Source organism: Kribbella sancticallisti, assembly GCF_039530625.1.
Lineage (GTDB): Bacteria > Actinomycetota > Actinomycetes > Propionibacteriales > Kribbellaceae > Kribbella > Kribbella sancticallisti.
In genome coordinates this window covers 127,163-150,205 of sequence record NZ_BAAAOS010000058.1, presented here as the reverse complement: position 1 = coordinate 150,205, position 23,043 = coordinate 127,163, and the positions used below count along the sequence as shown (strand labels likewise).

The following is a 23,043-nucleotide window of genomic DNA, read 5'->3' as shown; positions in this document are numbered from 1 at the left end:
AACCCAACCAGCGGCACGACAACCAACCTCGCACCAGCCGCTTGACATAGGAGAAACCATGACCGTATCGCTGGATCTCGTCGACGTGGACTCCCTCCTCACCGAAGAGGAAGTCGCTATCAGAGCGACCGCCCGCCGCTTCGCCGACGAGCGCCTGCGCCCGCAACTCCCCGAGTGGTTCGAGTCCGCGACCATCCCGGCCCGCGACCTCGCCAAGGAACTCGGCGCCCTCGGCCTGCTCGGCATGCACCTGACCGGGTACGGCTGCGCCGGCCTCGGCCCGGTGGCGTACGGACTGGCCTGCCTGGAGATCGAGGCAGCCGACTCCGGGATGCGCTCGCTGGTCAGCGTGCAGGGATCACTCGCCATGTACGCGATCTGGAAGTACGGCAGCGAGGACCAGAAGAACGAGTGGCTCCCCCGGATGGCCGCCGGTGAGGCGATCGGGTGCTTCGGGCTGACCGAGCCCGATTTCGGCTCCAACCCGGGCGGCATGCGGACGAACGCCCGCCGCGACGGCGACGACTGGGTACTGAACGGCTCGAAGATGTGGATCACCAACGGCTCCGTGGCCGACATCGCCGTCGTCTGGGCCCGTACGGACGACGGCGTCCGCGGCTTCGCAGTACCGACGGACACCGCGGGATTCTCGGCCCCGGAGATCACCCGCAAGATGTCGCTGCGGGCATCGGTGACGTCCGAGTTGATCCTGGACGACGTCCGGCTGCCGGCATCGGCGATGTTGCCGGAGGCACGCGGTCTGTCGGGGCCGCTGGGCTGCCTCAACGAGGCGCGGTTCGGGATCATCTTCGGCGCGATGGGCGCGGCCCGGGATTGCCTGGAGACGGCGATCGACTACGCGGCCGAGCGCCAGGTCTTCGACAAGCCGCTGTCCGCGTACCAGCTGACGCAGGCGAAGTTCGCGGACATGGCCGTCGAACTGAACAAGGGCATCCTGCTCGCCGTGCACCTGGGCCGCCTGAAGGAGAAGGGCACCCTCCGCCCGGAGCAGGTCAGCGTCGGCAAGCTGAACAACGTCCGCGAGGCGATCGCGATCGCCAGGGAGTGCCGCACGATCCTGGCCGCGAACGGCATCAGCGGCGAGTACCCGGTGATGCGGCACGCCAACAACCTCGAGTCCGTCCTGACCTACGAAGGCACTTCCGAGGTCCACCAACTGGTGATCGGCCAGGCCCTCACCGGCCAGGCCGCGTTCCGCTGAGCTGTACGGCATCCCGGTCGACGATCGGTTGTGCATGGCAATGAGTGGACTGGGTACAGGGAGTTAACAGAGTCAACGCAAAGTCATCACGGAGATGGGCCACTGCCCTGCCGGCGCGATCCGCCGATGGCCGGTTGCCGTGCCAGGAACCTCCGCCCAGGTCAATCGAGCGGCAGGTCGCCGGTGCGACCCGAAAGGAGCAGGCCATGAGGCTAGGCGTCGGAATCTTCCTCCTCGCCGCGGGCGGGATCATCGCCTTCGGCATCCGCGACACCTCCAGCCGGGTCAACCTCACGGTGGTCGGCATCGTCATCATGCTCGCCGGCGCCGCGGGGATGTGGGTGTCCTACCGGATCGCGACCCAGTCGGGCCCGGACGACGCCGAGTTCATCGATCCGAAGGTGGAGGAGCAGTACACGCTCGAACCCCACGAGTACCAGATCGACGAGCACATCGACGTCACCCCGACCACCTACCAGCCGAAGGACGAGCATCACCACTTTAAGGATGGTTGAAGGCCCCGGCGCATGCTGGAGCCTTCGACAGTGAGGCGAAGGGGTGGTGGCGATGACAGACCGGAACCGGGAGTTGCTGGAACGGCTGTGGCCGGTGGAGGGGCAACTGGCGTTGTCTGCCGAGGCCGAGCACGAGATGCGGACCGAGGACTACGTGCTGGAGATGCCCCAGTCCGGTGAACGCATCACCGGCCGCGACACGATGCGGGCGATGCAGCAGGAGTACCCGAACCCGCCGTCGATCGACATCCAGCGCATCGTCGGCGCCGGCGACCACTTCGTCGTCCTCGGCCGCTCGGACTACGGCGGCGACATCTTCCACGTAGCCAACATCGTCGAATTCCGCGAAGGCCGCATAGCCCGAGAAACCCGCCTCTACGGCTCCCCCTTCGAGGCTCCCGCCTGGCGCACGAAGTACGCAGAACCCACCACCTGATCCCGATCGCCCCGCCAGCTCATCGCCAGCCAGCTCGACCTACACCTGGGTTTCAGGCGCCCCCCCCTCGTCTGACTCCGGGCGGCTCGCCACCTCACGTCATTCCCGCGAGCTTGCTCGCGTCCCCGGCCAGGCACCCAGGATCAGCCGAAAGACCGCCCCACGCAGTACTTACTTGGCAACCTCAGTAGCCCGGGACTCACGAACAACAGTCACCCGAATCTGCCCCGGATACGTGAGCTCTTCCTCCACCTGCTTGGCGATATCCCGCGCCATCACCTGCGCCGCGATGTCGTCGACAGCATCCGGCAGCACCATCACCCGAATCTCCCGACCAGCCTGCATCGCGAACACCTTCTCCACCCCGTCGTGGTGCATCGCGATCTCCTCCAGCCGTTCCAGCCGCTGCACATACGCCTCGAGCGACTCCCGCCGTGCCCCCGGCCGGCCACCGCTCACCGCATCGGCCGCCTGCGTCAGCACCGCTTCGACGGTCCGCACCTCGACCTCGTTGTGGTGCGCCTCGATGCAGTGCACGACATCGTCGTCCTCGCCGTACTTGCGGGCCAGATCGGCCCCGACGATCGCGTGGCTCCCCTCGGACTCGTGGGTCAGCGCCTTACCGATGTCATGCAGGAACGCGCCGCGCTTGCAGCGCTTCACGTCCAGCCCGAGCTCGGCCGCCATCATCCCCGCGATGTGCGCCGACTCGACCAGGTGCTTGAGCACGTTCTGCCCGTACGACGTCCGGTACCGCAGCAGCCCCATCGTCCGAACCAGCTCCGGGTGCAACTCGGTGATCCCGACCTCGGCCATCGCGTCCTCGGCGGCCCGCTCGCACAGCTCGGCCACCTCGCCCTTGCTGCGTTCGTAGATCTCCTCGATCCGGCTGGGGTGGATCCGCCCGTCCAGGACCAGCGAGTCCAGCGTCAGCCGCGCGGTCTCCCGGCGTACCGGGTCGAAGCAGGACAGCAGGACGGCCTCAGGGGTGTCGTCGATGATCAGGTTGACCCCGGTGGTCTGCTCGAAGGACCGGATGTTGCGGCCCTCGCGGCCGATGATCCGGCCCTTCATGTCGTCGCTGGGCAGGTGCACCACCGACACCACCGACTCGCTGGTCTGCTCGGACGCCAGCCGCTGCACCGCGCCGGTGATGATCTTGCGCGCCTTGATCTCGCCCTCGTCCTGCGCCTGCCGCTCGATGTCGCGCACGATCGTGTGCGCGTGCCGCTTCGCCTCAGCCTCGATCGCGGCGACCAGCTCGGCCTTCGCCTGCTCGGTGGTGAGGTTGGCGACGCTTTCGAGGATCCTGCGCCGCTCCTCCTCGAGATCGCGGATCTCGGCCTTGCGACGGTCCAGTTCGGCGAGCTGCGCGGTCAACTCGGTCTGGCGTTCCTCGATGCTCCGATGCTGCTCGTCGAGGCGTTCCTCCCGCTCGGTCAGCCGGTGCTCGCGCCGCTCCATCTCCAAGCGCTGCTCGCGCAGGTCCTCGCGGATCGACTGGGCCTCGGACTCGGCTTCCCGCCGTACGTCGGAGGCCCGCTGCTCGGCCTCCCGCCGTACTTCGGAGGCGCGGTTCTCGGCGTCGCGCCGGATCTCCTCCGCGCGCTGCTCGGTCGCCTCGGCGCGGACCCGCAGTACGACGGCGTCTTCCTCGGCCTGACGCTTGACCAGCTCGGCCGCCGACTTGGCGCCGGCGGTGATCGTCGCGGCCTCCAGCTTCGCGTTCGCCTCAGCGGCGGCAGCGGCAGCGGACGCGTCGACGACCTTGCGGCGCGACAGCGTGAGCCCGATCCAGGCAAGCAGGCCGACGATCAGCAACCCGATCAGGACGAGCCCGACTGATGCCGCCGTCGGCGTGGCCGCGAGTGACATCGGCGTCTCCCCTCTTCGAGTCGCGCCCGCAGGCGTGACATTGGCTGCGTCGAAGGGAGCACCAGGCGATCGGCAGGACGGTACGACGAAGCCGCACCCCCGGTCGGCGGTGCGGCGAACACCCGGCGGGTGGCCGGGTCGTCCTATGCGGCAGCTCGGTCGAGCGTTGGTCTCGCGTCCTCCGTGCCACCTGCGTGGCCCGGGCTTCTCGCCGTCCACGGGCCTTCCGACCCGCGAACCGGTGCTATATCCGCCACCGTGAGGTGGAGTGTTCCCTTGCTGATTCCGAGGCTAGGCGCGCCTATCCACAGGGTCAAGACGAACACCCGCCGACCAGTTCCCCAACCAAACCGAAACCTTCCCCGCGACCAGCGGCGCTTGATCACCCCGCCGACAACACCCGATCACTGTCCGCCGTCCCACCCAGAACACGCCAACGACCACCGTCGACACCCTCGTCGGGGTCGCGGTGGTCGTGTGAGCGTAAGAACTACAGCCGACGCCTACCTCGGTCCGGGAAGCCCGCCGTCGGTGGTGCCTGTCGCGGTACCGCCCGTTGCAGCACCTTCCGTACCTGAACCAGCCGAACTGCTCGGGTTCTCGGAAACATCAGGCGTAGGCCCACCAACAACCCCACCTCCAGCACCAGACTCAGCAGCTCCCGAGTCCCCAGACTCGTCGGCACCCTGGTCCCCGGACTCGCCCGCACCTGCTTCTCCGGCGGCGGACTCATCCGCACCTGCTTCTCCCGCGGCGGACCCGTCAGCACCCGCCTCATCGCCCGCAGCCGAGTCACCGACCTCGTCCACACCTGCTTCTCCCGCGGCAGACTCGTCAGCACGCGGCCCATCGCCCGCAGCCGAGTCACCAGCCTCGTCCACACCTGCTTCTCCTGCGGCGGACTCGTCCGCACGCGCCTCATCGCCGGCAGGCCCACCACCGGGCGCCCCCGCACCGTCCTCATCAGAAGCCGAGTCACCCCCGCCATCGGTCGGAGCAGTGCCCGTCGCCTCACCACCGGCGTCGTTCGAGGTCGTGCCGCCGGGCACCGTCTGGTCTGCGCCAGCGTCACTCGAGCTCCCGGACTGTGTTGCCGCGTCGGGGGCGCCGTCGTCCGGGCCGGTGGGTGGGTCCTGGTCGACTGGGGTGTCGCTGGGCTGCTCGGTCGAGGGGTTCCCGGGGCCTGTCGAGGACTCGCCGGAGTTCTGAGAGTCGACGTAGCCGCCGACCTTCTCCTGCACGGCGTCGACCTTCTCGGCGTACTTCCCGCCGGTCTGCTTGTCGATCAGATCGCCGGCCTTCTCCACTCCCGCCTTGATCTTGTCCGGGTTTTGCTTGACGACATTCCGGAGCCAGTTCTTCGCCTGTTCCTGGAAATCGTTCATTGCACCCTCCGAGAGGTGTCAGGGGCGGATTCGGACGAAAATCCCAGCCTACGGACCAGTCACAAACCCAATCCGTACTTCGGATCAGACACCGCAAACCCCCACCCGTCAACGTCCCTCGCCGCTCATCCCCCGCTCTCCTTCCCCACCCACCAACCTTCTCCCGCCCGACAGACGCCCGAAAACCCCAAAGACGACAGCCGGCCGAAGCGCCAAGCTGAGCGAAAGTACGAACGGCGCCCTGACCAACCAAGCCGGTTGATTCGCCGTACCGCGAGTCTCGCCGACCTGCCGAGGATGGCTGCGGTAGCGGCCGAGGACCGGTTGTGCAGTGCGAACCTGGCGGCCAGGTGTCGACTCGCTCAACTCACAGATCCGCGCGAAGGCGCGCTGGCCGAGCCTGCGCGAGTCGGCCACCAGATCCGCACCATGCGCAGCCGAGGCCTGCCAACCGAGTGGACGGAAACAGCCCGCTACCACCTGATGCCAGTGCTATCTGATGCCGGTGCTATTCCGCTTGCCTGCAGCCTGGCGCGTGCGTTGTTCCACTTGTCCCCCGGGCGGACAGGCGGCTATCCCGTTTGCCCGCAGCCTGGTTCAGAGGACTACGCCGCTCATCGGCCGGGTGGGACGGGAAGCTATTCCGCTTCCAGGCCCGAGTCGTTGAGGAGAGGGAGTTCCTCGTCGGAGGCTGCTAGTTCTTGTTTGACGATGGTCATTGCGAGGCCGCCGGGGTAGCCCTTGCGGGCGAGCATGCCGAGGAGGCGGCGCATCGCTACCTGGCGGTCGAGGGAACGCATCGACCGCATCTTGCGGCGGACCAGGGCGCGGGCCGTGGCCTCTTCCTGGTCCGGGTCGAGCTCGTCCAGCGCGTCGCGGGCGAGCTCGTCGTCCACTCCCTTGCGGCGGAGCTCCTGGGCCAGCGCACGCTTGCCGAGACCGCGGCCGCGGTGCCGCGACTCGACCCACGCATTGGCGAAAGCCGCGTCGTCGATCAGCCCGACCTCGGTGAAGCGATCCAGTACTGCGCTCGCCACGTCGTCCGGGATGTCCCGCTCGGCGAGCATGTCGGCCAGCTCGGACCGGGTCCGCGGCTGGGCCGTCAGCTTGTCGAGCAGGATCGTCCGCGCCACCGACTCAGGATCGGACGGCTGGTCGATCGCCGGGTCCGCCGGAGTGGAGGGTTGTCCGGACCCGAACCGGCGACGCCGGCGCGGGCCCGGACGGGTGCTCTCAGAAGTCGACATCGACCTCGGCCGCTGCCTCGGCCGGCAGGTCGACCGCCGCGCCGATGCCCATCTTCTCCTTGATCTTCTTCTCCAGCTCGTTGGCCAGATCCGGGTTGTCGCGCAGGAAGTTCCGCGCGTTCTCCCGGCCCTGACCGAGCTGGTCGCTCTCGTAGGTGAACCAGGCGCCGGCCTTGCGGACGAAGCCCTGCTCGACACCGAGGTCCAGCAGGCTGCCCTCACGGCTGATGCCCTGGCCGTAGATGATGTCGAACTCGGCCTGCTTGAACGGCGGGGCCACCTTGTTCTTCACGACCTTGACCCGGGTCCGGTTGCCGACGAAGTCGGTGCCGTCCTTCAGCGACTCGATCCGGCGCACGTCCAGCCGCACCGAGGCGTAGAACTTCAGCGCCTTACCACCGGTCGTCGTCTCCGGGGAGCCGAACATCACGCCGATCTTCTCGCGCAACTGGTTGATGAAGATCGCGGTGGTGTTGGTCCCGCTGACCGCACCGGTCATCTTCCGCAGCGCCTGGCTCATCAGCCGGGCCTGCAGACCGACGTGGCTGTCACCCATCTCGCCCTCGATCTCGGCCCGGGGCACCAGCGCGGCCACCGAGTCGATCACGACGATGTCGATCGCGCCGGAGCGGATCAGCATGTCGGCGATCTCCAGCGCCTGCTCACCGGAGTCCGGCTGCGAGACCAGCAGCGCGTCGGTGTCGACACCGAGCTTGCGGGCGTAGTCCGGGTCCAGCGCGTGCTCCGCGTCGATGAACGCCGCGATGCCGCCGGCCGCCTGGGCGTTCGCGACCGCGTGCAGCGCGACCGTCGTCTTACCGGAGGACTCCGGGCCGTAGATCTCCACCACGCGACCGCGCGGCAGGCCGCCGATCCCGAGTGCGATGTCGAGCGCGATCGAACCGGTCGGGATGACCTCGATCGGCGCCCGGCCCTGCTCGCCCAGGCGCATCACCGCGCCCTTGCCACACTGCCGCTCGATCTGCGTCAACGCGGTCGCCAGAGCCTTCTCGCGATCCCCGGCCTTGCGCTCCGCACTCGCCGCTGCACCAGCCATGTGACTGCCACCTAACCCATCTACTATCGGGGCCGCTGTCACAGCTGCCCGGAGGAATTTCGTTGTCGCCAGAGACGGTATTGGTTTCGTCGGACAGTTTTCGGTGCCGCACAGAATCTGTGGACAACCGGGCCGTTCCGGCGAACCGTACGAGACAAACTAACCCGAACACGTGTTCGAACCGAAACTGACACGCCGAAGCCACCCGAACAACCTCGATGGCCCGTGCGGTCCCTACTCTGTCGGGCGTGACCGACCGTCCAGACGTCCCCGATTCCGTCGTCGTCCTCGCCCTCAGCCGGGTGGAGTTTGGCATCGACTCGGTGCTCGACTCGCTGCGCACCCAGGACCCGTTCGGCATCCGCAGCATCCTGGCCGAGTACTCCGCCCAGGAGCAACCCAACCTGGCCGAGAAGGGCCTGATCCTGGCGATCGACCGGCTGCTCCAGATGAAGGTGCCGGGCCATGCCGAGTGGCCGACGCTGCCGCTGGCCCAGCGCTGCGACTGGTGGGTGGAGCGCCTGGGCGGGTTCGCCGCGGTGATCGCGGGACTCCCCCGGCTCAGTGGCGCGGCTGCCGACACCCTGCCGATCAAGGACACCCTGGGCGCAGCAGTACAGGCCATGGTGATCGGGGCGGTCTGCCGCGAGTACGGCGTGGAGGCGCATGCCGACCGGACCGCGGTGATCGCCCGGGTGCTCACTTCCCGGCCGATCACCCCTGACGACGTACTGCGCTACGACGACCCCACCACCGCGGGCAAGGACGTCGCGGAGCAGTTGGGTCTGGGTGAGGACTCCGAGGAGGCAGGGCTGCGCAAGGGCGTCCGCCTGGTCTGGCGGATCAGCAAGCTGTTCGGAGGGCTCGGCGAGGTCTTCGAGGAGCGCCCGCGCGGCAGCATCGGCGCCAGGATGCTCGGCAAACTGCCCGCGGTCGGACTGGTCGGCGGCTTCTTCGACGAACGCAAGGGCATCCGCAAGGCCGCGTACGCCGCAGCCGACCTACTCAGTACCAGCGCCTTCCGGGTGAAACCTGTCTGACGCCACCCGGTCGCTGCGATGATCTCCTCATGAGCGCGATCACCATCGTCAGACCGGACGCCTCCTGGGCCGCGCAGTTCGACAAGACCGCCCGGGTGGTCCACGACATCCTCGGGGACACAGTTGTGCGGGTCGACCACATCGGCTCCACCGCGGTGCCGGGGCTCGCGGCCAAGGACGTCCTCGACATCCAAGCCACGGTGGTGGCCGAGTCCGACCTGGAAGATGCCGTCCAACTGCTGGTGGCAGCCGACTGGGAGGCCCGGCCCCCACGGCGTGACCACCCGGTCCCCGGCTTGCCCCAGGACGAGTTCCAGTGGGTCAAGCGGCTGGTGATCGAGCCCATGTACCGGCGCCGGGTGAACCTCCACCTGCGAGTAGCCGGCCGAGCCAACCAGCGGTACGCCCTGCTCTTCCTGGACTATCTGCGAGCCCACCCGGACACGGCAGCGGCGTACGGCGAGTTCAAGCGGCGGGCGGCGACTCTCCCGTTCGAGTCGACCGACGAGTACGCCGACCTGAAAGATCCCGTCTGCGACCTGATCTACCTGCCGGCCGAGGAATGGGCCGCGCGCACGGGCTGGACGGTCCAGGCAAGCAGCTAACCCCTGCACACGGTGATCGCAGTACTACGGAGGGCTCGTTGACGTGCATCCGAACAGCCAGGAGTCTGGTCGAGGGGGTGCGTTGTCACGGCCTGGCGTACGGCGGGCGGGCGGTCCCCCAAGGGGGCGTGATTCCGAATGGCTGGAGCAGGGCGGCTCGCGGCGTTGCCGTGCGGCAGGGTGTCCAAGTGGATCGTGCTGGCGCTGTGGATCGTCGCAGTCGCCGTGTCCGTCGGTCCGGCCGGCAACCTGACCGGTGCCCAGGACAACGATGCGGTCTCGTGGTTGCCGGGCAATGCCGAGTCGACCGAAGTACTGAAGGCGACAGCGCAGTTCTCCTCGCCCGACGAGATCCCTGCCGTCCTGGTGTTCGAGCGAGCAGACGGGATCACCCCGGCGGACCAGCAGGCCGTCGCGAACCAGGTCACGGCGTACGGGCAGCTCGAAGGCATAGACCGCGAGGTGGTCGGGCCGATTCCGTCGGAGGACGGCAAGGCGCTTCAGGTGCTGGTGCCGATCAATGCGGGCGACGGCGGCTGGGAGGTGATCGGTGAGAGAGCCGACGAGATCCGCAGGATTGCCGCAGAGCGGCCCGAGGGCCTGTCCTTCCACCTGACAGGTCCTGGTGGATTCGCAGCGGACTCGCAGGAGGCGTTCGCGGGCATCGACGGCAAGCTCCTGTACTCCGCGGCCGCGGTGGTGATCATCATCCTGCTGCTCACCTACCGAAGCCCGGTGCTGTGGCTACTCCCGCTGATATCCGCAGGTGTCGCACTGTTTGCGGCACAAGCTGTCGTGTACCTGCTGGCGACCCAAGCAGACCTCACAGTGAACGCCCAAAGCGCAGGGATCCTCACAGTGCTGGTGTTCGGCGCAGGGACGGACTATGCCCTGCTACTGGTGGCCAGATATCGCGAAGAACTACGCAGGCACGAGGACCGGCACGAAGCGATGGCGTACGCGCTCCATCGGTCCGGGCCCGCCATCATCGCCTCCGGCTCGACCGTTGTCGCCGGCATGCTCTGCCTGCTGCTCGCGTCGATGAACTCGACCCGCGGACTCGGACCAGTCGCCGCTGTCGGCATTGTGGTCGCACTACTGGCCATGCTGACGCTCCTGCCCGCTCTACTCGTCATCTGCGGTCGCTGGGTCTTCTGGCCGCTACGGCCGACCTACGGCTCTGCCGACCACACCGAGACGAGTGTGTGGGCCCGCATCGGCCGACGGATCGCAGTACGGCCTCGGCTGACCTGGGTCACTACCGCCGTCCTCCTGGCCGCTGCGTCCCTCGGGATGCTCACGCTCGACGCAACCGGCCTATCGAACGAGGAGTCCTTCACTGGAACCCCGGACTCGGTTGTCGGCGCCAGGGTCGTCGCCGCACACTTCCCAGCCGGAGCAGGCAACCCCCTGGTCGTCGTGAGCAACGCAGACCAGGCACCAGCAGTCCGTACTGCGTTGTCGTCGGTGCAGGGAATCGACTCGGTCTCGGAGCCGCGAATCGCGGGCGGGCTGGCATACCTCGAGGGCACGATGACCGACGCCGTCGACAGCCAGGGCGCCAAGGACACCGTGGACCGGGCGCGTGAGGCCGTGCACGCGGTTCCCGGAGCCAATGCGTTGGCAGGAGGTGGCGCCGCGATCCTGCTGGACACCCAGCGGGCCTCAAGCAACGACAACAAGGTGATCATCCCGGTCGTACTGGCAGTGGTCCTACTGATCCTCGCGCTGCTGCTCCGGTCGCTGCTCGCCCCGGTGCTGCTGGTGGCGACGGTCGTGTTGTCGTTCGGCGCGGCGCTCGGGATCAGTTCGCTGGTGTTCCACCACCTACTGGGGTTCGAGGGCGCGGACAGTTCGCTGCCGCTGTTCGTCTTCGTCTTCCTGGTTGCCCTGGGCATCGACTACAACATCTTCCTGATGACCCGGGTGCACGAGGAGTCCAAGGTGCACGGGACCCGCCGCGGCGCGCTGATCGGCGTCGCCGCCACCGGCGGGGTGATCACCTCGGCCGGGCTGGTGCTGGCGGGCACCTTCGCGGTACTGGCCACGATGCCGGTGGTCGCCTTCGCGGAGATCGGCATCGCGGTCGCGCTGGGCGTCCTGCTGGACACGATCGTGGTCCGCTCGGTGCTGGTCACCGCGCTCAACCTCGACATCGGCCGGCACCTGTGGTGGCCGAGCAAGCTGGCGCAGAAACGCGACCCGCTTCCCGACGACGAGCTTCCCGAGCAGGAGCCCGAACGCTCCCTCGCCGGAAGCTGAACCCAGTGGCAACTACGAGGTGGTGGAGCCTGAGCCGGTCCAACGAGTCCGGCGCAGCTGCTCGCCGGTCAGCGCTCGCTGGGAGGTAGTTGCAGGTGGGCCCAGACGGCACGCCAGATGGTCTTGGCGTGCTCGCCTTCGGCCAGTGCCTCGACGACCGTGCGGCCGCCGAGCTCACTCAGCGCCTGGGTCTCGGCCCAGGTGCGTGAGTAGGCGGGACCGAGATGGTGATCCATCCGGTCCCAGAACTCCGTCAGTCTCATGACTGCCAATCGTTGTGCGGCGGCCGGTATCAGCCGCCTTGCGGTCCACCCTGTTGCGGCGGCTGACCCCAGCCACCCTGCCCCTGCCCACCTTGGTTCTGTCCGCCTTGATCCTGCCCACCCTGCCTCTGCTGCGGCGGCCCCTGCGGAGGCTGACCGTGCGGCGGCTGGCCCTGCTGCGGGCCGTCCTGCCGAGGCGGCTGGCCCCAACCACCCTGACCCTGCTGCGGCGGACCTTGCTGCGGCTGCTGCGGACCCCACTGACCAGGCTGGCCTTGCTGCGGGCCCTGCGGTTGCCCAGGGTACTGGCCCGGACCAGGCTGCCCGTACTGCTGCGGCGGCTGCCCCGGCTGCCCGTACTGACCCGGCTGCCCCTGAGGCGGGTACGGACCAGGCTGGCCCTGCGGCCCGTACTGACCAGGTCCGCCCTGCGGGCCATACGGACCGGGCCCACCCTGCTGCCCGCCGTACTGCGGTCCCCACTGGCCCGGCTGCGGCTGGCCCGGGTACTGCCCGTACTGGCCGTACTGCTCCTGGCCGCGCGCCTTGCGACCACGCAGTACGTAGAACGCCACCGCGCCGGCGGCGAGGAGCAGCACCGCGATGATGAGGATCAACGCCCAGAGCGGAAATCCCGCGCTGGCGTTGGAGGTCAGTGACACGTTGGCGAGCTTGTCCAGGCTGTCGTACGTCGCCGTGCGGCCGTCGACCTTGGCGCCGGCGTCGTGCTCGATGATCTTGCCCGGCATGGTGATCTTGAAGTTGACCACCGGCTGACTGCCCGCGGGCACGTTGCCGAGGTTCATCTCCTTGACCGAGACGATGAACCGGTCCCCATCCTTGCGGAAGCTCACGCCCTCGCCGGTCGCGCTGCCCATGTCGGTGAACGGGACCTTGTCGAACGCGCAGTCGGACCCGACGTACTTGTCGTCGTCGAAGGCCTTGCAGCTGACCCCGTCGGTCGTGGACGACTTGATGCCGTTCTCGAGCTGCTGACGGACCCGGTCGACCGACTGGCCGCTGCTGGTCAGCAACTGCTTGTCGATCCCGAGCTGCATGCTGCCGGAGACGGTTTCGTCGGAATTCACCTTGAGGTCGCCGTCGAGCTTCACACAGCCGGTCAGACCGACCAGACAGGTGACGATGACGAGCGCGGTGCGCACGCGATTCAACATGGCGCAGATCATTCCAGAAGCAGGGGACACCGCGCCCGTTCAGGCTGGCGGCAGGCCCCAGGCAGGCCCGCGGCAGGCGCCGACCGGAAACTGTCGGTGCGGCCGGGCAAGATGGGGGACGTGCAGAGATCCAGCGCGTTGAGCCGTTTCTCGCCCGCGACGCGGGCGTGGTTCGGCGACGTCTTCGAGGCGGCCACCCCGGCCCAGCTCGAGGCGTGGGACGCGATCACCGCGGGCCGGGACGCGCTGGTGGTCGCCCCGACGGGGTCAGGCAAGACGCTGGCCGCCTTCCTCTGGGCGCTCGACCGGCTGGCCACCGTTCCACCGCCGGACGATCCCAAGCTGCGCTGCCGAGTGCTCTATGTATCGCCGCTCAAGGCGCTGGCCGTCGACGTCGAGCGCAACCTTCGAGCCCCGCTGATCGGCATCCGCGAGACCGCCCGGCGGCTCGGTGAAGCCCCGGTCGACGTGGAGGTCGCGGTGCGCTCCGGCGACACGCCTGCCAACGAGCGCAGGCGGTTCGCCACGAAGCCGTCCGACGTACTGATCACGACGCCCGAGTCGCTGTTCCTGCTGCTCACCTCCCAGGGCCGCGAGTCGCTGCGTGGAGTGGAAACGGTGATCGTCGACGAGGTGCACGCGGTCGCCGGCACCAAGCGGGGCGCACATCTGGCGCTCACCCTCGAGCGGCTCGACACCCTGCTCCCCCAGCCGGCGCAGCGGATCGGCCTGTCCGCGACCGTGCGGCCGGTCGAGGAGGTCGCCCGATTCCTCGGTGGCGAGCGGCCGGTCACGGTGGTGCAGCCCAAGTTCACCAAGCAGTGGGATCTCAGCGTCGTCGTGCCGGTGGAGGACATGGCCGAGCTGGCCAACACAGAGATCGAGACGTCGGGTTCCGCGGCCGGTCCGCCGCGGCACGCGTCCATCTGGCCGCACGTCGAGGAGCACGTCTTCGACCTGATCTCCGAGCATCAATCCACCATCGTCTTCTCGAACTCGCGCCGCCTGGCCGAGCGGCTGACCGCCAGGCTGAACGAGATCGCCGCCGAGCGAGCCGAGCTCGAGCTGGCGGAGGCGGGGTCACCGGCTCAGTTGATGGCGCAGTCCGGCGCCTCGCTCGCCGCGCCTCCACTGATCGCCAGGGCGCACCACGGTTCGGTCAGCAAGGAGCAGCGCGCGCTGATCGAGGCGGATCTGAAGTCAGGCCGGTTGCCCTGTGTGGTCGCCACCAGCAGCCTGGAGCTCGGTATCGACATGGGCACGGTCGATCTGGTCATCCAGGTCGAGGCGCCGCCGTCGGTGGCGAGTGGTCTGCAGCGGGTCGGACGGGCGGGTCACCAGGTCGGGGCCGTCTCGCGCGGCGTCCTGTTCCCCAAGTTCCGTGGCGACCTGGTCGACACGGCCGTGGTGGTCCAGCGGATGCGCGACGGCATGATCGAGAGCCTGCACATCCCGGCGAACCCGCTCGACGTGCTCGCCCAGCAGGTCGTCTCGATCGTGGCGCTCGACACGATCGACGTGGACGAGCTCTATGCCCTGGTACGGCGTTGCGCACCGTTCGCCACGCTGCCCCGTTCGGCGTACGACGGCGTGCTCGACATGTTGTCCGGGCGGTATCCGTCGGACGAGTTCGCCGAGCTCCGGCCGCGGATCGTGTTCGACCGGGTCAGCGGCGAGATCTCCGGGCGGCCGGGAGCGCAGCGACTGGCGGTGACCAGCGGCGGCACGATCCCGGATCGCGGGCTGTTCGGCGTCTTCCTGGTCGGCGAGTCCACCAACCACCGGGTCGGCGAGCTCGACGAGGAGATGGTCTACGAGTCCCGCGTCGGAGACGTGTTCACCCTGGGTGCGTCCAGCTGGCGGATCGAGGACATCACCCATGACCGGGTGCTGGTCTCCCCTGCCCCCGGCCAGCCTGGCCGGCTGCCGTTCTGGAAGGGAGATGCCGTCGGTCGGCCCGCGGAGCTGGGAGCAGCCACCGGCGCCTTCGTCCGGACGATGGCCGCGCTGCCTGCGGCGAAGGCGGTCAAACGCGCCCGCGACGCAGGTCTCGACGAGTACGCGGCGAACAACCTGGTCGCCTATCTGGCGGAGCAGCGTGAGGCCACCGGCAGAGTGCCTGACGACATCACCGTGGTGGTCGAGCGGTTCCGCGACGAGCTGGGTGACTGGCGCGTCTGCGTCCACTCGCCATACGGCGGGCAGGTGCACGGTCCCTGGGCGCTGGCGATCGCGGCTCGGCTGCGCGAGCGGTACGGGATGGATGCTCAGTCGGTTTCCGGGGACGACGGCATCGTGCTGCGGTTGCCCGAGACCGACGAGGCGCCGCCCGGTGCCGAGCTGGTGCTGTTCGACCCGGCTGAGATCGAGGACCTGATCACGCAGGAGGTCGGCGGGTCTGCCTTGTTTGCCGCGCGCTTCCGGGAGTGCGCCGCCCGAGCCCTGCTCCTCCCCCGGCGAAATCCGGGTAAACGATCACCCTTGTGGCAGCAGCGGCAGCGTTCGGCCCAGCTGTTGAGCGTGGCCAGCAAGTACGGGTCGTTCCCGATCGTGCTGGAGACGCTGCGTGAGGTCTTGCAGGACGTGTACGACCTGGAAGCGTTGAAGGACCTGCTGACCGGGATCAGCGAGCGGCGGATCTCCGTCGTCGAGGTGGAGACCAGCGAGGCGTCGCCGTTCGCGAAGTCGTTGCTGTTCGGCTATGTGGGCGCCTTCATGTACGAAGGCGATACCCCGCTCGCCGAGAAGCGGGCGGCCGCTCTCGCCCTGGACCAGACCCTGCTCGCCGAGCTCCTCGGCCGGACGGAGCTCCGCGAGCTCCTCGACGCGGAAGTGGTATTGCGGACCGAGGCCGAGCTGCAGCGCCTGGCCGAAGACCGGCGCGCCCGAGACGCGGAAGGCCTCTTCGACGTACTGCGTCTCGTCGGGCCGCTGTCGCTCTCCGAGGCATCGCAGCGCTGTGTGGATGGTGCCGACGCGGAGGCTTGGCTGACCGACCTGGCCGCCGCCCGACGGGTGGTTCGGGTCCGCGTCGCGGGCGAGCACCGCTGGGCCGTCGTCGAGGATGTCGCCCGCCTGCGCGATGCCCTCGGCGTACCGCTTCCTCCTGGCATCGCCGAGGCGCACGCCGAATCGGTCGCGGATCCGCTGGGCGACCTGGTGTCGCGGTACGCCCGTACGCACGGGCCGTTCCGCGCGGTCGACCTCGCGACTCATCTCGGGATCGGCGTCGCCGTCGTGACGGATACGTTGCGCCGGCTGTCTGCCGCCGGGCGCGTGGTGGAAGGCGAGTTCCTGCCGGGCGGGATCGCGATGGAGTGGTGTGACAGCGAGATCCTCCGGCTGCTCCGCCGCCGCTCGCTGGCCGCGCTCCGCAAGGAAGTGGAGCCGGTCGACCCTGCGGCGCTGGCGAGATTCCTGCCTGCGTGGCAGGGAATCACCAGCAGCCGCGGGCGCGGTTACGACGTACTGCTGGGGGCTGTCGAGCAGCTGGCGGGTTGTGCGGTGCCTGCTTCAGCGCTGGAGTCGATCGTGTTGCCTTCGCGCGTTCCTGGGTATCAGCCGTCGATGCTGGATGAGCTGACTGCCACGGGCGAGATCGTGTGGGCTGGTTCGGGGTCGTTGCCGGGGACGGATGGCTGGGTCTCGCTGCATCTGGCGGACAACTGTGATCTGACCCTGCCCGATCCGGATCCGGCGTTCGAGCTGGGCGAGACACATCAGGCCGTGCTCGATGCCCTTGCCGGGGGTGGCGCGTTCTTCTTCCGCCAACTCAGCGACGTCGTCGGAGCGGCGGGCGGTGTGGTCAATGACGAGACGATGGTCACCGTCCTCTGGGATCTGGTCTGGGCCGGCCATCTGACCAACGACACCCTCGCGCCCGTGCGATCACTCGTCGGTGGCGGCCGCGGCGCCCACCGAACCCGCCGTACTACGCCCCGCGCGCGTCCTGGCCGACCTATCAGGCCGGGGCGTCCCGCGCTGCCGTCGCGGAGTGGTCCGCCGACAGCGGGTGGGCGGTGGTCGTTGCTACCCGAGCGCAATCCCGACGCCACGAGACGGGCGCACGCGGCTGCGGAGACCCTGCTCGACCGGTATGGGATCGTCACGCGAGGCTCCGTGATCACCGAGCGGACTCCGGGCGGATTTGCCGCGGTCTACAAGGTGTTGAGTGCCTTCGAGGAGTCCGGGCGATGCCGCCGCGGGTACTTCGTGGCAGGACTCGGCGCGGCGCAGTTCGCGCTGCCCGGAGCGGTTGACCGATTGCGGGCGATGGCAGAGCTTCCGACGGGCCAGCCGAGTGGGCGGAGCAAGGAGGAGCCGGCGGCGCGGGCCGTAGTACTGGCTGCTTCTGATCCGGCGAATCCGTACGGCGCGGCGCTGCCGTGGCCCGAGCGTGAGAACGCGGGCGGGCATCGGCCGGGGCGGAAGGCCGGGGCGTTGGTGATGCTGGTCGACGGTCGGTTGATCGTCTATGTCGAGCGAGGCGGCCGGACGGTGCTGAGCTTCACCGAGGATCCGGATCTGCTGCAGCCTGCGGTGGATGCGCTTGCCCTCGCGATCAGGGACGGTCATCTCGGCAAGCTGAGTGTGGAGACAGCTGACGGCGAGCAGGTGCGGCATACGGCATTCGGCGACGCTTTGGCGAAGGCCGGGTTCCACGCGACGCCGCGAGGCCTGAGGTTGCGGGCTTGAGCCATGCCTGAGGGAGATACCGTCTGGCGCGCGTGCAAGCGGCTCGACCAGGCGCTTGCGGGCCGGGAGCTGACTCGGACGGACTTCCGCGTGCCATCGCTGGCGACCACGGATCTGAGCGGACGCACGATGCTGGAAGTCGTTGCACGGGGCAAGCATTTGCTGATGCGGGTGTCGGACGGCGTGACCATCCACAGCCATTTCCGGATGGACGGCAGTTGGCATCTCTACCGGCCGGGTGAATCCTGGCATGGTGGTCCGGACTATCAGGTCAGGGCTGTCCTTGAAACCGCTGAGTGGGTGGCGGTCGGCTATCGGCTGCCAGTGCTGGAACTGGTCGCGACCAAGGCCGAGGACACGGTGGTCGGGCATATCGGGCCTGACCTGCTGTCCCCCGACTTCGACCGGTCCCTCGCTCTCGCGAACCTCGCCGCCGAGCCCGATCGAACGATCAGCGAGGCGCTGCTGGATCAGCGAAACCTGGCCGGCATCGGCAATGTCTACCGGGTCGAGATCTGCTTCCTGCTCGGCCTGCATCCGTGGCGACCGGTGTCCTCGGTCGACCTGGGCGCGGCGGTCGACCTCAGCCGGCGGCTGATGAAGGCGAACCTCCGGAACGGCTCCCAGGTGACCACCGGGGTGGATCGTCCGGGGCAACGCACCTGGGTGTTCGAACGGGCCGGCAAGCCCTGCCGCCGCTGCCGGACGACGATTTTGACCGCCCCCATCGGCGAGCCGCCCCGGGAGCGCGTCAGCTACTGGTGCCCGTCCTGCCAACCCGAACTCTGAACCCTGTGGATGACCCGCTCCGGCGGTGAGAATCCGGATACCTTCTCTGGTGATTCGAACATTTGTTCGCTTCCGAGAGGAGAGGGTCATGTGCGACGTGTGTGGCGGCATCACGAACGACGAGTACCTGGAACGGCTCGTCACGAACATCCGGGCCTACGGCTGGACAGCGCAGTACATCGAGGGCGACGACGACCGCAATCCAGCCTTCGCCTACACCCTCGGGCTGAGCCTGCAGCGGCATCCGGAGCTCATCCTGTTCAACTGCCGGCCGGAGCAGGTGCAGCGGATTCTCGGGCCGGTGGCGCAGGCTGTGCTCGACGGCCGGCGGTTCGACGAAGGCGCGGATCTGAGCGACGTCTTTCCTGAGTACTCGTCGGCTGAGACGCCTCGGCTGCTGCGGATGCCTGATTCGTCAACTCATCTGTACACGGCCAATTCCATGTTCAGGCGACCTGGGGATCCGCCGATTCCCGCACTCCAACTGCTGTGGCCCAGTCGGCTCACCTGGCTTGAGGATCGCCGATGAACCGCACAGGCGGACACGCCCTGCGTGCGGGGTGTGGGGAGCTTGAACGGCATGAGCGACTGACCACGGAGTGGAGTGGCGAAACAGCGAGCCTGGGATCAGGCACAGCCAACCTGGGATCAGGCAGCGGAGGCAACGACCTCGGCGGGCTCGATCGACGGGTGGGCCAGCACCAGGGCCTCTTCACGGGCCAGGTCCTGGCTGACCTCGGCGAAGATCGTCGAGAGCGGCACGTCGAGCGCCATGCAGATCGCGGCGAGCAGTTCGCTCGACGCCTCCTTCTGGCCCCGCTCGACCTCGGAGAGGTAGCCCAGGCTGACCCGGGCATCGGCGGACACCTCGCGCAGAGTGCGCCCTTGGCGCAGCCGCTTGCGTCGCAGGACGTCGCCCAGAAGGCCACGAACCAGCACCATGAGGTTTCTCCCTTCCGCCTGTCGGACCGAATCTACTCGCACCGTAGCTCGACCGTGGGGACCAACGGTACCCGTTGCTGGGTCACTACTCCTCGCAATGTCCAGCTTCGGTGCGCCGTACCAGTCTGCCCTACCTGTTCCCATGCTGGTCTCAACACTCCGGTTAGGCCAGTTCTTCCGTCACCAACTCGACCGCGAGTTCCAGTGCCGCCTGCACACTCCCCTGCCGGACCGTTGCCCGGTCACCGCTCAGGGCCAGCTTGCGGACCTTCACAGCCTCCGGCCCAGCAGCCGCCACGTAGACCGTGCCTGCCTCGATCCCCGCCTGCGGGTCAGGTCCGGCCACACCGGTCGTGGCAAGGCCGTAGGTCGCCCCCAGCCGCTCCCGTACGCCGCTGGCCAGCGCTGCGGCAGTGTCGGCATGCACCGGACCCAGGTCGGCCAGGAGATCCGCAGGGACGCCTGCAAGCGTCGCCTTCAGGTCTGTCGCGTAAACGACCACACCACCGCGATAGACCGCCGACACGCCCGGGATGTCCGTCAGAGCCGCACCTACGAGCCCACCGGTCAACGACTCAGCTGTAGCGACCGTAGCCCGCCGCGCCTTGAGGAGCTCCACCAACCGCACTGCCGCCCGCGGAGAGGTCGCAGGACTGTCCCCCAAGGCCGTGTCCGCCAGCCCCGCCCCTGCGCCCCCCGGCATAGGCAGCCGGCCTTCAGCCTCCAAGCTGCCGGGCGGGGGCACCTGCCCCTCAACCTCAACACTGTCCTCCACCTCGCTCATACCTCCAGCCTGGGCCGTGTTCTTGGCTTGGGATGTGTCGGGGTGGGTCGAGGTCATGGGAGGGGGCGTTTCGCGGCTGCTCGGAGGCGGAGGGCTCGGCCTACATAGTCGAGGCCGGTTATCAGCGTCACGATGACCGCGGCGCCCATGAAGACGACAGCGGTCCAGTGAATGACTGCTACCGAGTGCCAAGGAAGGAGGTAGAGGCCGAGCGCGATCGCCTGCAGGACGGTCTTCAACTTGCCGCCGCGGCTGGCCGGCATCACGCCGTGCCGGATCACCCAGAAGCGGAGGGCGGTGACACCCCACTCACGGACCAGTACGACGATCGTCACCCACCAGGGCAGGTCGCCGAGGATCGACAGGCCGATGAACGCCGCTCCGGTGAGCGCCTTGTCGGCGATCGGGTCGGCGATCTTGCCGAAGTTCGTGACCATGTTCCAGCGGCGCGCGATGTCGCCGTCGAAGCGGTCGGTGACGATCGCCACCACGAAGGCGGCGGCGGCGAGCAGCCGGTTGCCGTCGTCGGCACCGCCGTCGCGGAGCAGCAGCCAGACGAACAACGGCACCAGGGCGAGCCGCAGTACGGTCAGCGCGTTGGCCACGTTCCAGGCGCTTGGCGCGCTGAGCGGACCGGCTGCACTCGGCACCGGGTTCGGCGGGATCGTCACGCGGTCAGGTTAGCTGCCGCGACGCCTTCTCGGGTGGGCACGTGCGCGGCGAACTCGGCGATCAGGTCGACGCCCTCGCTGCCGACCACCTCGGCGGTGACCAGGTCACCGATGGCCAGATCGGCCGGGAAACCGGTCAGTGTGGTCGATCCGTCCACCTCCGGCCCCTGATGGGCGGCGCGACCTTCGGCGCTGTCCCCGTCGATCGACTCGACCAGGATCTCGACGGTCTCGCCGATCCGGGCTTCGGCGCGGGCCGACGTCACGTCCTCGGCGAGCCGGGTGACGCGGTCCAGCCGGGCGGCGATGGTGTCCTCGTCCAGCTTGCCGTCGTAGGTCTCGGCCTCGGTGCCGTCCTCGTCGGAGTACCCGAACACCCCGATCGCGTCGAGCCCGGCGCGGGAAAGGAAGTCGCAGAGAATGTCCACGTCCTCCTCGGTCTCCCCTGGGAACCCGACGATCACGTTGCTCCGGATGCCGGCCGTCGGCGCCTGGGAGCGAACGAGTGCGATCAACTCGAGGAAGCGCTCGGCGTCACCGAACCGGCGCATCCGGCGCAGGAGCGGGCCGGAGGCGTGCTGGAACGAGAGGTCGAAGTACGGCGCGACGCCGGGGGTCGACGTCATCGCCTGGATAAGCGTGGGGCGCATCTCGGCGGGCTGCAAATACGAGACGCGTACGCGGGTCAGGCCTGGTACCTCGGCGATTTCCGCGACCAGAGTCTCCAGGAGGCGGAGGTCGCCCAGGTCCTTGCCGTACGAGGTGGAGTTCTCCGAGACGAGGAAGACCTCGCGGACACCGTTCTCGGCGAGCCAGTGCGCCTCGCCGAGCACCTCGGTCGGGCGGCGGGACACGAACGCACCACGGAAGGCCGGGATCGCGCAGAAGGCACACCGACGGTCACAACCCGACGCCAGCTTCAACGGCGCCATCGGCCCACCATCCAGCCGCCGCCGAACCACGCGCGGACCACTCGCAGGAGCGGCCAGCAGGTCCGGCGCGTCGATGGTGAGCTCGCTCGGCGCGCTCGCCTTGACGGTGCGGCCCTTCAAGCTCTGCTCCAGCGCCGCCTGCCCAGCGTTAACCGCGGCGGCCTGCGAGCCGCTCGCGGTGGCGTCCTGCACGAGCACATGGTGGGCACCGTTCGCCGGGGCATTGCCTGCCTGGGTCGCCGAGGTGGCGGCATCTGCGGTGGTTGCGTCGGTGGACACCCCGGCAGCGGCCGGGTCGACGGGTGCCGCGGTGGGGGTGGTGTCGCCGTGGCCGGGGAGGGCTACGCCTTGGGTGCTCGCTCGGTCGGCGGGGGCTAGTGGGAGGAGCTTGCGGCGGTCGCGGGGTACGTGCGACTGATGCTTGGTGCCGGAGAGGATCGAGCGGAGCTTGTCGGAGATGTCCGCGTAGTCGTCGAAGCCGAGGACTGCGTCTGTTTCCGGGAGGGCCTCGGCCAGTTGTTCGCCGTACCGCTCGGCGAGGCAGCCGACTGCTACGACGGCTTGGGTGCGGCCGGAGTCCTTGTAGTCGGAGGCGGCGAGCAGGGTGTCGACGGAGTCCTTCTTGGCGGCCTCAACGAATCCGCAGGTGTTCACCACCACGGTGTCCGCGTCGGCGGCGTCCTCGACGAGGCGGAAGCCACCGGCCTCGAGCCGGCCGGCCAGTTCCTCGGAGTCGACGTCGTTGCGGGCACAGCCCAGGGTGACCAGGGCGACGGTGGTGGGAGTCGTAGTCATCACCTTGAGTATGACTGCTCTGTGCACGCCGTCGAAATCAAGCATCCGCAGTCGGTGAGCACACGTAGGTGCGGGTCGGTGGGCGCGGAGGCCGGCGGTGGAGCTCGCGAGGTGTGGGGCTGGGTACGCGAGCGAGCTCGCGGGGTGTGGTTGAGGAGGCGGTCGGATTCCGCGGGTGAGTTGGTGAGCCGGTGACCGCGGAGGCTGGCGGTGGAGCTCGCGAGGTGTGGGGCTGGGTGCGCGAGCGAGCTCGCGGTTGTGGCTGAGGAGGCGGTCGGATTCGCCGGCGGGCGGTGGCGAGGTTGCCAGTGAGTGATGGCCGGTGAGAGTTCAGCCCGTGCAACCGAGAGATC

At 68.7% G+C, this 23,043-nt stretch carries 19 protein-coding genes; 9 read left to right on the top strand and 10 right to left on the bottom strand.

The window, feature by feature from the left end; translation table 11 throughout:
• The first annotated feature begins 58 nt into the window (after positions 1–58).
• From ABD255_RS37780 to ABD255_RS37770, 3 genes are all read left to right on the top strand, one after another.
• Positions 59–1,222 carry an acyl-CoA dehydrogenase family protein gene (locus ABD255_RS37780; protein ID WP_344221614.1) on the top strand — a complete coding sequence of 388 codons (1,164 nt, stop codon included), beginning with the start codon at positions 59–61 and terminating at the stop codon, positions 1,220–1,222.
• Between the two features lie 206 nt (positions 1,223–1,428).
• A complete protein-coding gene (locus tag ABD255_RS37775; protein WP_344221613.1) occupies positions 1,429–1,737 on the top strand; it encodes a DUF6458 family protein in 309 nt (102 codons plus the stop codon).
• A gap of 52 nt (positions 1,738–1,789) precedes the next feature.
• Positions 1,790–2,173 (top strand): nuclear transport factor 2 family protein, encoded by a 384-nt coding sequence (locus tag ABD255_RS37770; RefSeq protein WP_344221612.1) that lies wholly within the window; start codon positions 1,790–1,792, stop codon positions 2,171–2,173.
• Between the two features lie 171 nt (positions 2,174–2,344).
• Here ABD255_RS37770 and rny read toward each other — a convergent pair whose 3' ends face one another.
• The 4 genes from rny to recA all read right to left on the bottom strand — a co-directional run bounded on the left by rny (position 2,345) and on the right by recA (position 7,737).
• Complete coding sequence (rny, locus tag ABD255_RS37765; RefSeq protein WP_344221611.1) at positions 2,345–4,048, bottom strand: ribonuclease Y; 1,704 nt, start codon at positions 4,046–4,048, stop codon at positions 2,345–2,347.
• Between the two features lie 503 nt (positions 4,049–4,551).
• The gene (locus ABD255_RS37760) at positions 4,552–5,433 is read right to left on the bottom strand and encodes an antitoxin (protein WP_344221610.1); all 882 of its coding nucleotides are present in this window, start codon (positions 5,431–5,433) and stop codon (positions 4,552–4,554) included.
• Positions 5,434–6,071: 638 nt separating this feature from the next.
• Entirely contained in the window at positions 6,072–6,566 is a 495-nt protein-coding gene (locus ABD255_RS37755; RefSeq protein ID WP_344221609.1) for a regulatory protein RecX, read from the bottom strand.
• Positions 6,567–6,666: 100 nt separating this feature from the next.
• Positions 6,667–7,737: a recombinase RecA gene (gene recA / locus ABD255_RS37750; protein WP_344221608.1), complete on the bottom strand. Its 1,071-nt coding sequence runs from the start codon at positions 7,735–7,737 to the stop codon at positions 6,667–6,669.
• A gap of 248 nt (positions 7,738–7,985) precedes the next feature.
• On the opposite strand from recA, the gene ABD255_RS37745 reads away from it, so the two are divergent.
• The 3 genes from ABD255_RS37745 to ABD255_RS37735 all read left to right on the top strand — a co-directional run bounded on the left by ABD255_RS37745 (position 7,986) and on the right by ABD255_RS37735 (position 11,644).
• Positions 7,986–8,777: a hypothetical protein gene (locus tag ABD255_RS37745; RefSeq protein WP_344221607.1), complete on the top strand. Its 792-nt coding sequence runs from the start codon at positions 7,986–7,988 to the stop codon at positions 8,775–8,777.
• A gap of 29 nt (positions 8,778–8,806) precedes the next feature.
• Positions 8,807–9,382, top strand: coding sequence for a GrpB family protein (locus ABD255_RS37740; RefSeq protein WP_344221606.1), 576 nt, complete (start codon positions 8,807–8,809; stop codon positions 9,380–9,382).
• Positions 9,383–9,562: 180 nt separating this feature from the next.
• On the top strand, positions 9,563–11,644 hold the full coding sequence (locus ABD255_RS37735) for an MMPL family transporter (RefSeq protein ID WP_344221605.1): 2,082 nt from the start codon (positions 9,563–9,565) through the stop codon (positions 11,642–11,644).
• Positions 11,645–11,712: 68 nt separating this feature from the next.
• On the opposite strand, the gene ABD255_RS37730 is transcribed toward ABD255_RS37735, so the two are convergent.
• Together ABD255_RS37730 and ABD255_RS37725 are read right to left on the bottom strand one after the other, a co-directional pair.
• A complete protein-coding gene (locus ABD255_RS37730) occupies positions 11,713–11,907 on the bottom strand; it encodes a DUF3046 domain-containing protein (protein ID WP_344221604.1) in 195 nt (64 codons plus the stop codon).
• 29 nt (positions 11,908–11,936) lie between these two features.
• Entirely contained in the window at positions 11,937–13,082 is a 1,146-nt protein-coding gene (locus ABD255_RS37725) for an LppM family (lipo)protein (protein ID WP_344221603.1), read from the bottom strand.
• A 111-nt stretch (positions 13,083–13,193) separates the two neighbouring features.
• Here ABD255_RS37725 and ABD255_RS37720 point away from each other — a divergent pair, with 111 nt between their 5' ends.
• From ABD255_RS37720 to ABD255_RS37710, 3 genes are all read left to right on the top strand, one after another.
• On the top strand, positions 13,194–17,777 hold the full coding sequence (locus tag ABD255_RS37720; RefSeq protein ID WP_344221602.1) for an ATP-dependent helicase: 4,584 nt from the start codon (positions 13,194–13,196) through the stop codon (positions 17,775–17,777).
• Positions 17,778–17,780: 3 nt separating this feature from the next.
• Positions 17,781–18,566 carry an Fpg/Nei family DNA glycosylase gene (locus ABD255_RS37715; RefSeq protein ID WP_344221601.1) on the top strand — a complete coding sequence of 262 codons (786 nt, stop codon included), beginning with the start codon at positions 17,781–17,783 and terminating at the stop codon, positions 18,564–18,566.
• Between the two features lie 88 nt (positions 18,567–18,654).
• The gene (locus tag ABD255_RS37710) at positions 18,655–19,095 is read left to right on the top strand and encodes a DUF4262 domain-containing protein (protein ID WP_344221600.1); all 441 of its coding nucleotides are present in this window, start codon (positions 18,655–18,657) and stop codon (positions 19,093–19,095) included.
• A 119-nt stretch (positions 19,096–19,214) separates the two neighbouring features.
• Here ABD255_RS37710 and ABD255_RS37705 read toward each other — a convergent pair whose 3' ends face one another.
• The 4 genes from ABD255_RS37705 to ABD255_RS37690 all read right to left on the bottom strand — a co-directional run bounded on the left by ABD255_RS37705 (position 19,215) and on the right by ABD255_RS37690 (position 22,690).
• Entirely contained in the window at positions 19,215–19,508 is a 294-nt protein-coding gene (locus ABD255_RS37705) for a helix-turn-helix domain-containing protein (RefSeq protein ID WP_344221599.1), read from the bottom strand.
• A 163-nt stretch (positions 19,509–19,671) separates the two neighbouring features.
• Positions 19,672–20,211: a CinA family protein gene (locus ABD255_RS37700; RefSeq protein WP_344221616.1), complete on the bottom strand. Its 540-nt coding sequence runs from the start codon at positions 20,209–20,211 to the stop codon at positions 19,672–19,674.
• A gap of 134 nt (positions 20,212–20,345) precedes the next feature.
• Positions 20,346–20,963, bottom strand: coding sequence for a CDP-diacylglycerol--glycerol-3-phosphate 3-phosphatidyltransferase (gene pgsA, locus ABD255_RS37695; protein WP_344221598.1), 618 nt, complete (start codon positions 20,961–20,963; stop codon positions 20,346–20,348).
• Positions 20,960–22,690 carry a MiaB/RimO family radical SAM methylthiotransferase gene (locus ABD255_RS37690; RefSeq protein ID WP_344221597.1) on the bottom strand — a complete coding sequence of 577 codons (1,731 nt, stop codon included), beginning with the start codon at positions 22,688–22,690 and terminating at the stop codon, positions 20,960–20,962. The genes pgsA and ABD255_RS37690 overlap by 4 nt, the downstream gene beginning before the upstream one ends.
• Positions 22,691–23,043: the final 353 nt, after the last annotated feature.

Coding starts and splice junctions, on each gene's coding strand:
- rny (WP_344221611.1), bottom strand. CDS start 4,048: ATGTCACTCGCGGCCACGCCGACGGCGGCATCAGTCGGGCTCGTCCTG.
- ABD255_RS37710 (WP_344221600.1), top strand. CDS start 18,655: ATGTGCGACGTGTGTGGCGGCATCACGAACGACGAGTACCTGGAACGG.
- ABD255_RS37780 (WP_344221614.1), top strand. CDS start 59: ATGACCGTATCGCTGGATCTCGTCGACGTGGACTCCCTCCTCACCGAA.
- ABD255_RS37715 (WP_344221601.1), top strand. CDS start 17,781: ATGCCTGAGGGAGATACCGTCTGGCGCGCGTGCAAGCGGCTCGACCAG.
- ABD255_RS37775 (WP_344221613.1), top strand. CDS start 1,429: ATGAGGCTAGGCGTCGGAATCTTCCTCCTCGCCGCGGGCGGGATCATC.
- recA (WP_344221608.1), bottom strand. CDS start 7,737: ATGGCTGGTGCAGCGGCGAGTGCGGAGCGCAAGGCCGGGGATCGCGAG.
- ABD255_RS37740 (WP_344221606.1), top strand. CDS start 8,807: ATGAGCGCGATCACCATCGTCAGACCGGACGCCTCCTGGGCCGCGCAG.
- ABD255_RS37720 (WP_344221602.1), top strand. CDS start 13,194: ATGGGGGACGTGCAGAGATCCAGCGCGTTGAGCCGTTTCTCGCCCGCG.
- ABD255_RS37725 (WP_344221603.1), bottom strand. CDS start 13,082: ATGTTGAATCGCGTGCGCACCGCGCTCGTCATCGTCACCTGTCTGGTC.
- ABD255_RS37760 (WP_344221610.1), bottom strand. CDS start 5,433: ATGAACGATTTCCAGGAACAGGCGAAGAACTGGCTCCGGAATGTCGTC.
- ABD255_RS37705 (WP_344221599.1), bottom strand. CDS start 19,508: ATGGTGCTGGTTCGTGGCCTTCTGGGCGACGTCCTGCGACGCAAGCGG.
- ABD255_RS37700 (WP_344221616.1), bottom strand. CDS start 20,211: ATGCCGGGGGGCGCAGGGGCGGGGCTGGCGGACACGGCCTTGGGGGAC.
- ABD255_RS37690 (WP_344221597.1), bottom strand. CDS start 22,690: ATGACTACGACTCCCACCACCGTCGCCCTGGTCACCCTGGGCTGTGCC.
- ABD255_RS37730 (WP_344221604.1), bottom strand. CDS start 11,907: ATGAGACTGACGGAGTTCTGGGACCGGATGGATCACCATCTCGGTCCC.
- ABD255_RS37770 (WP_344221612.1), top strand. CDS start 1,790: ATGACAGACCGGAACCGGGAGTTGCTGGAACGGCTGTGGCCGGTGGAG.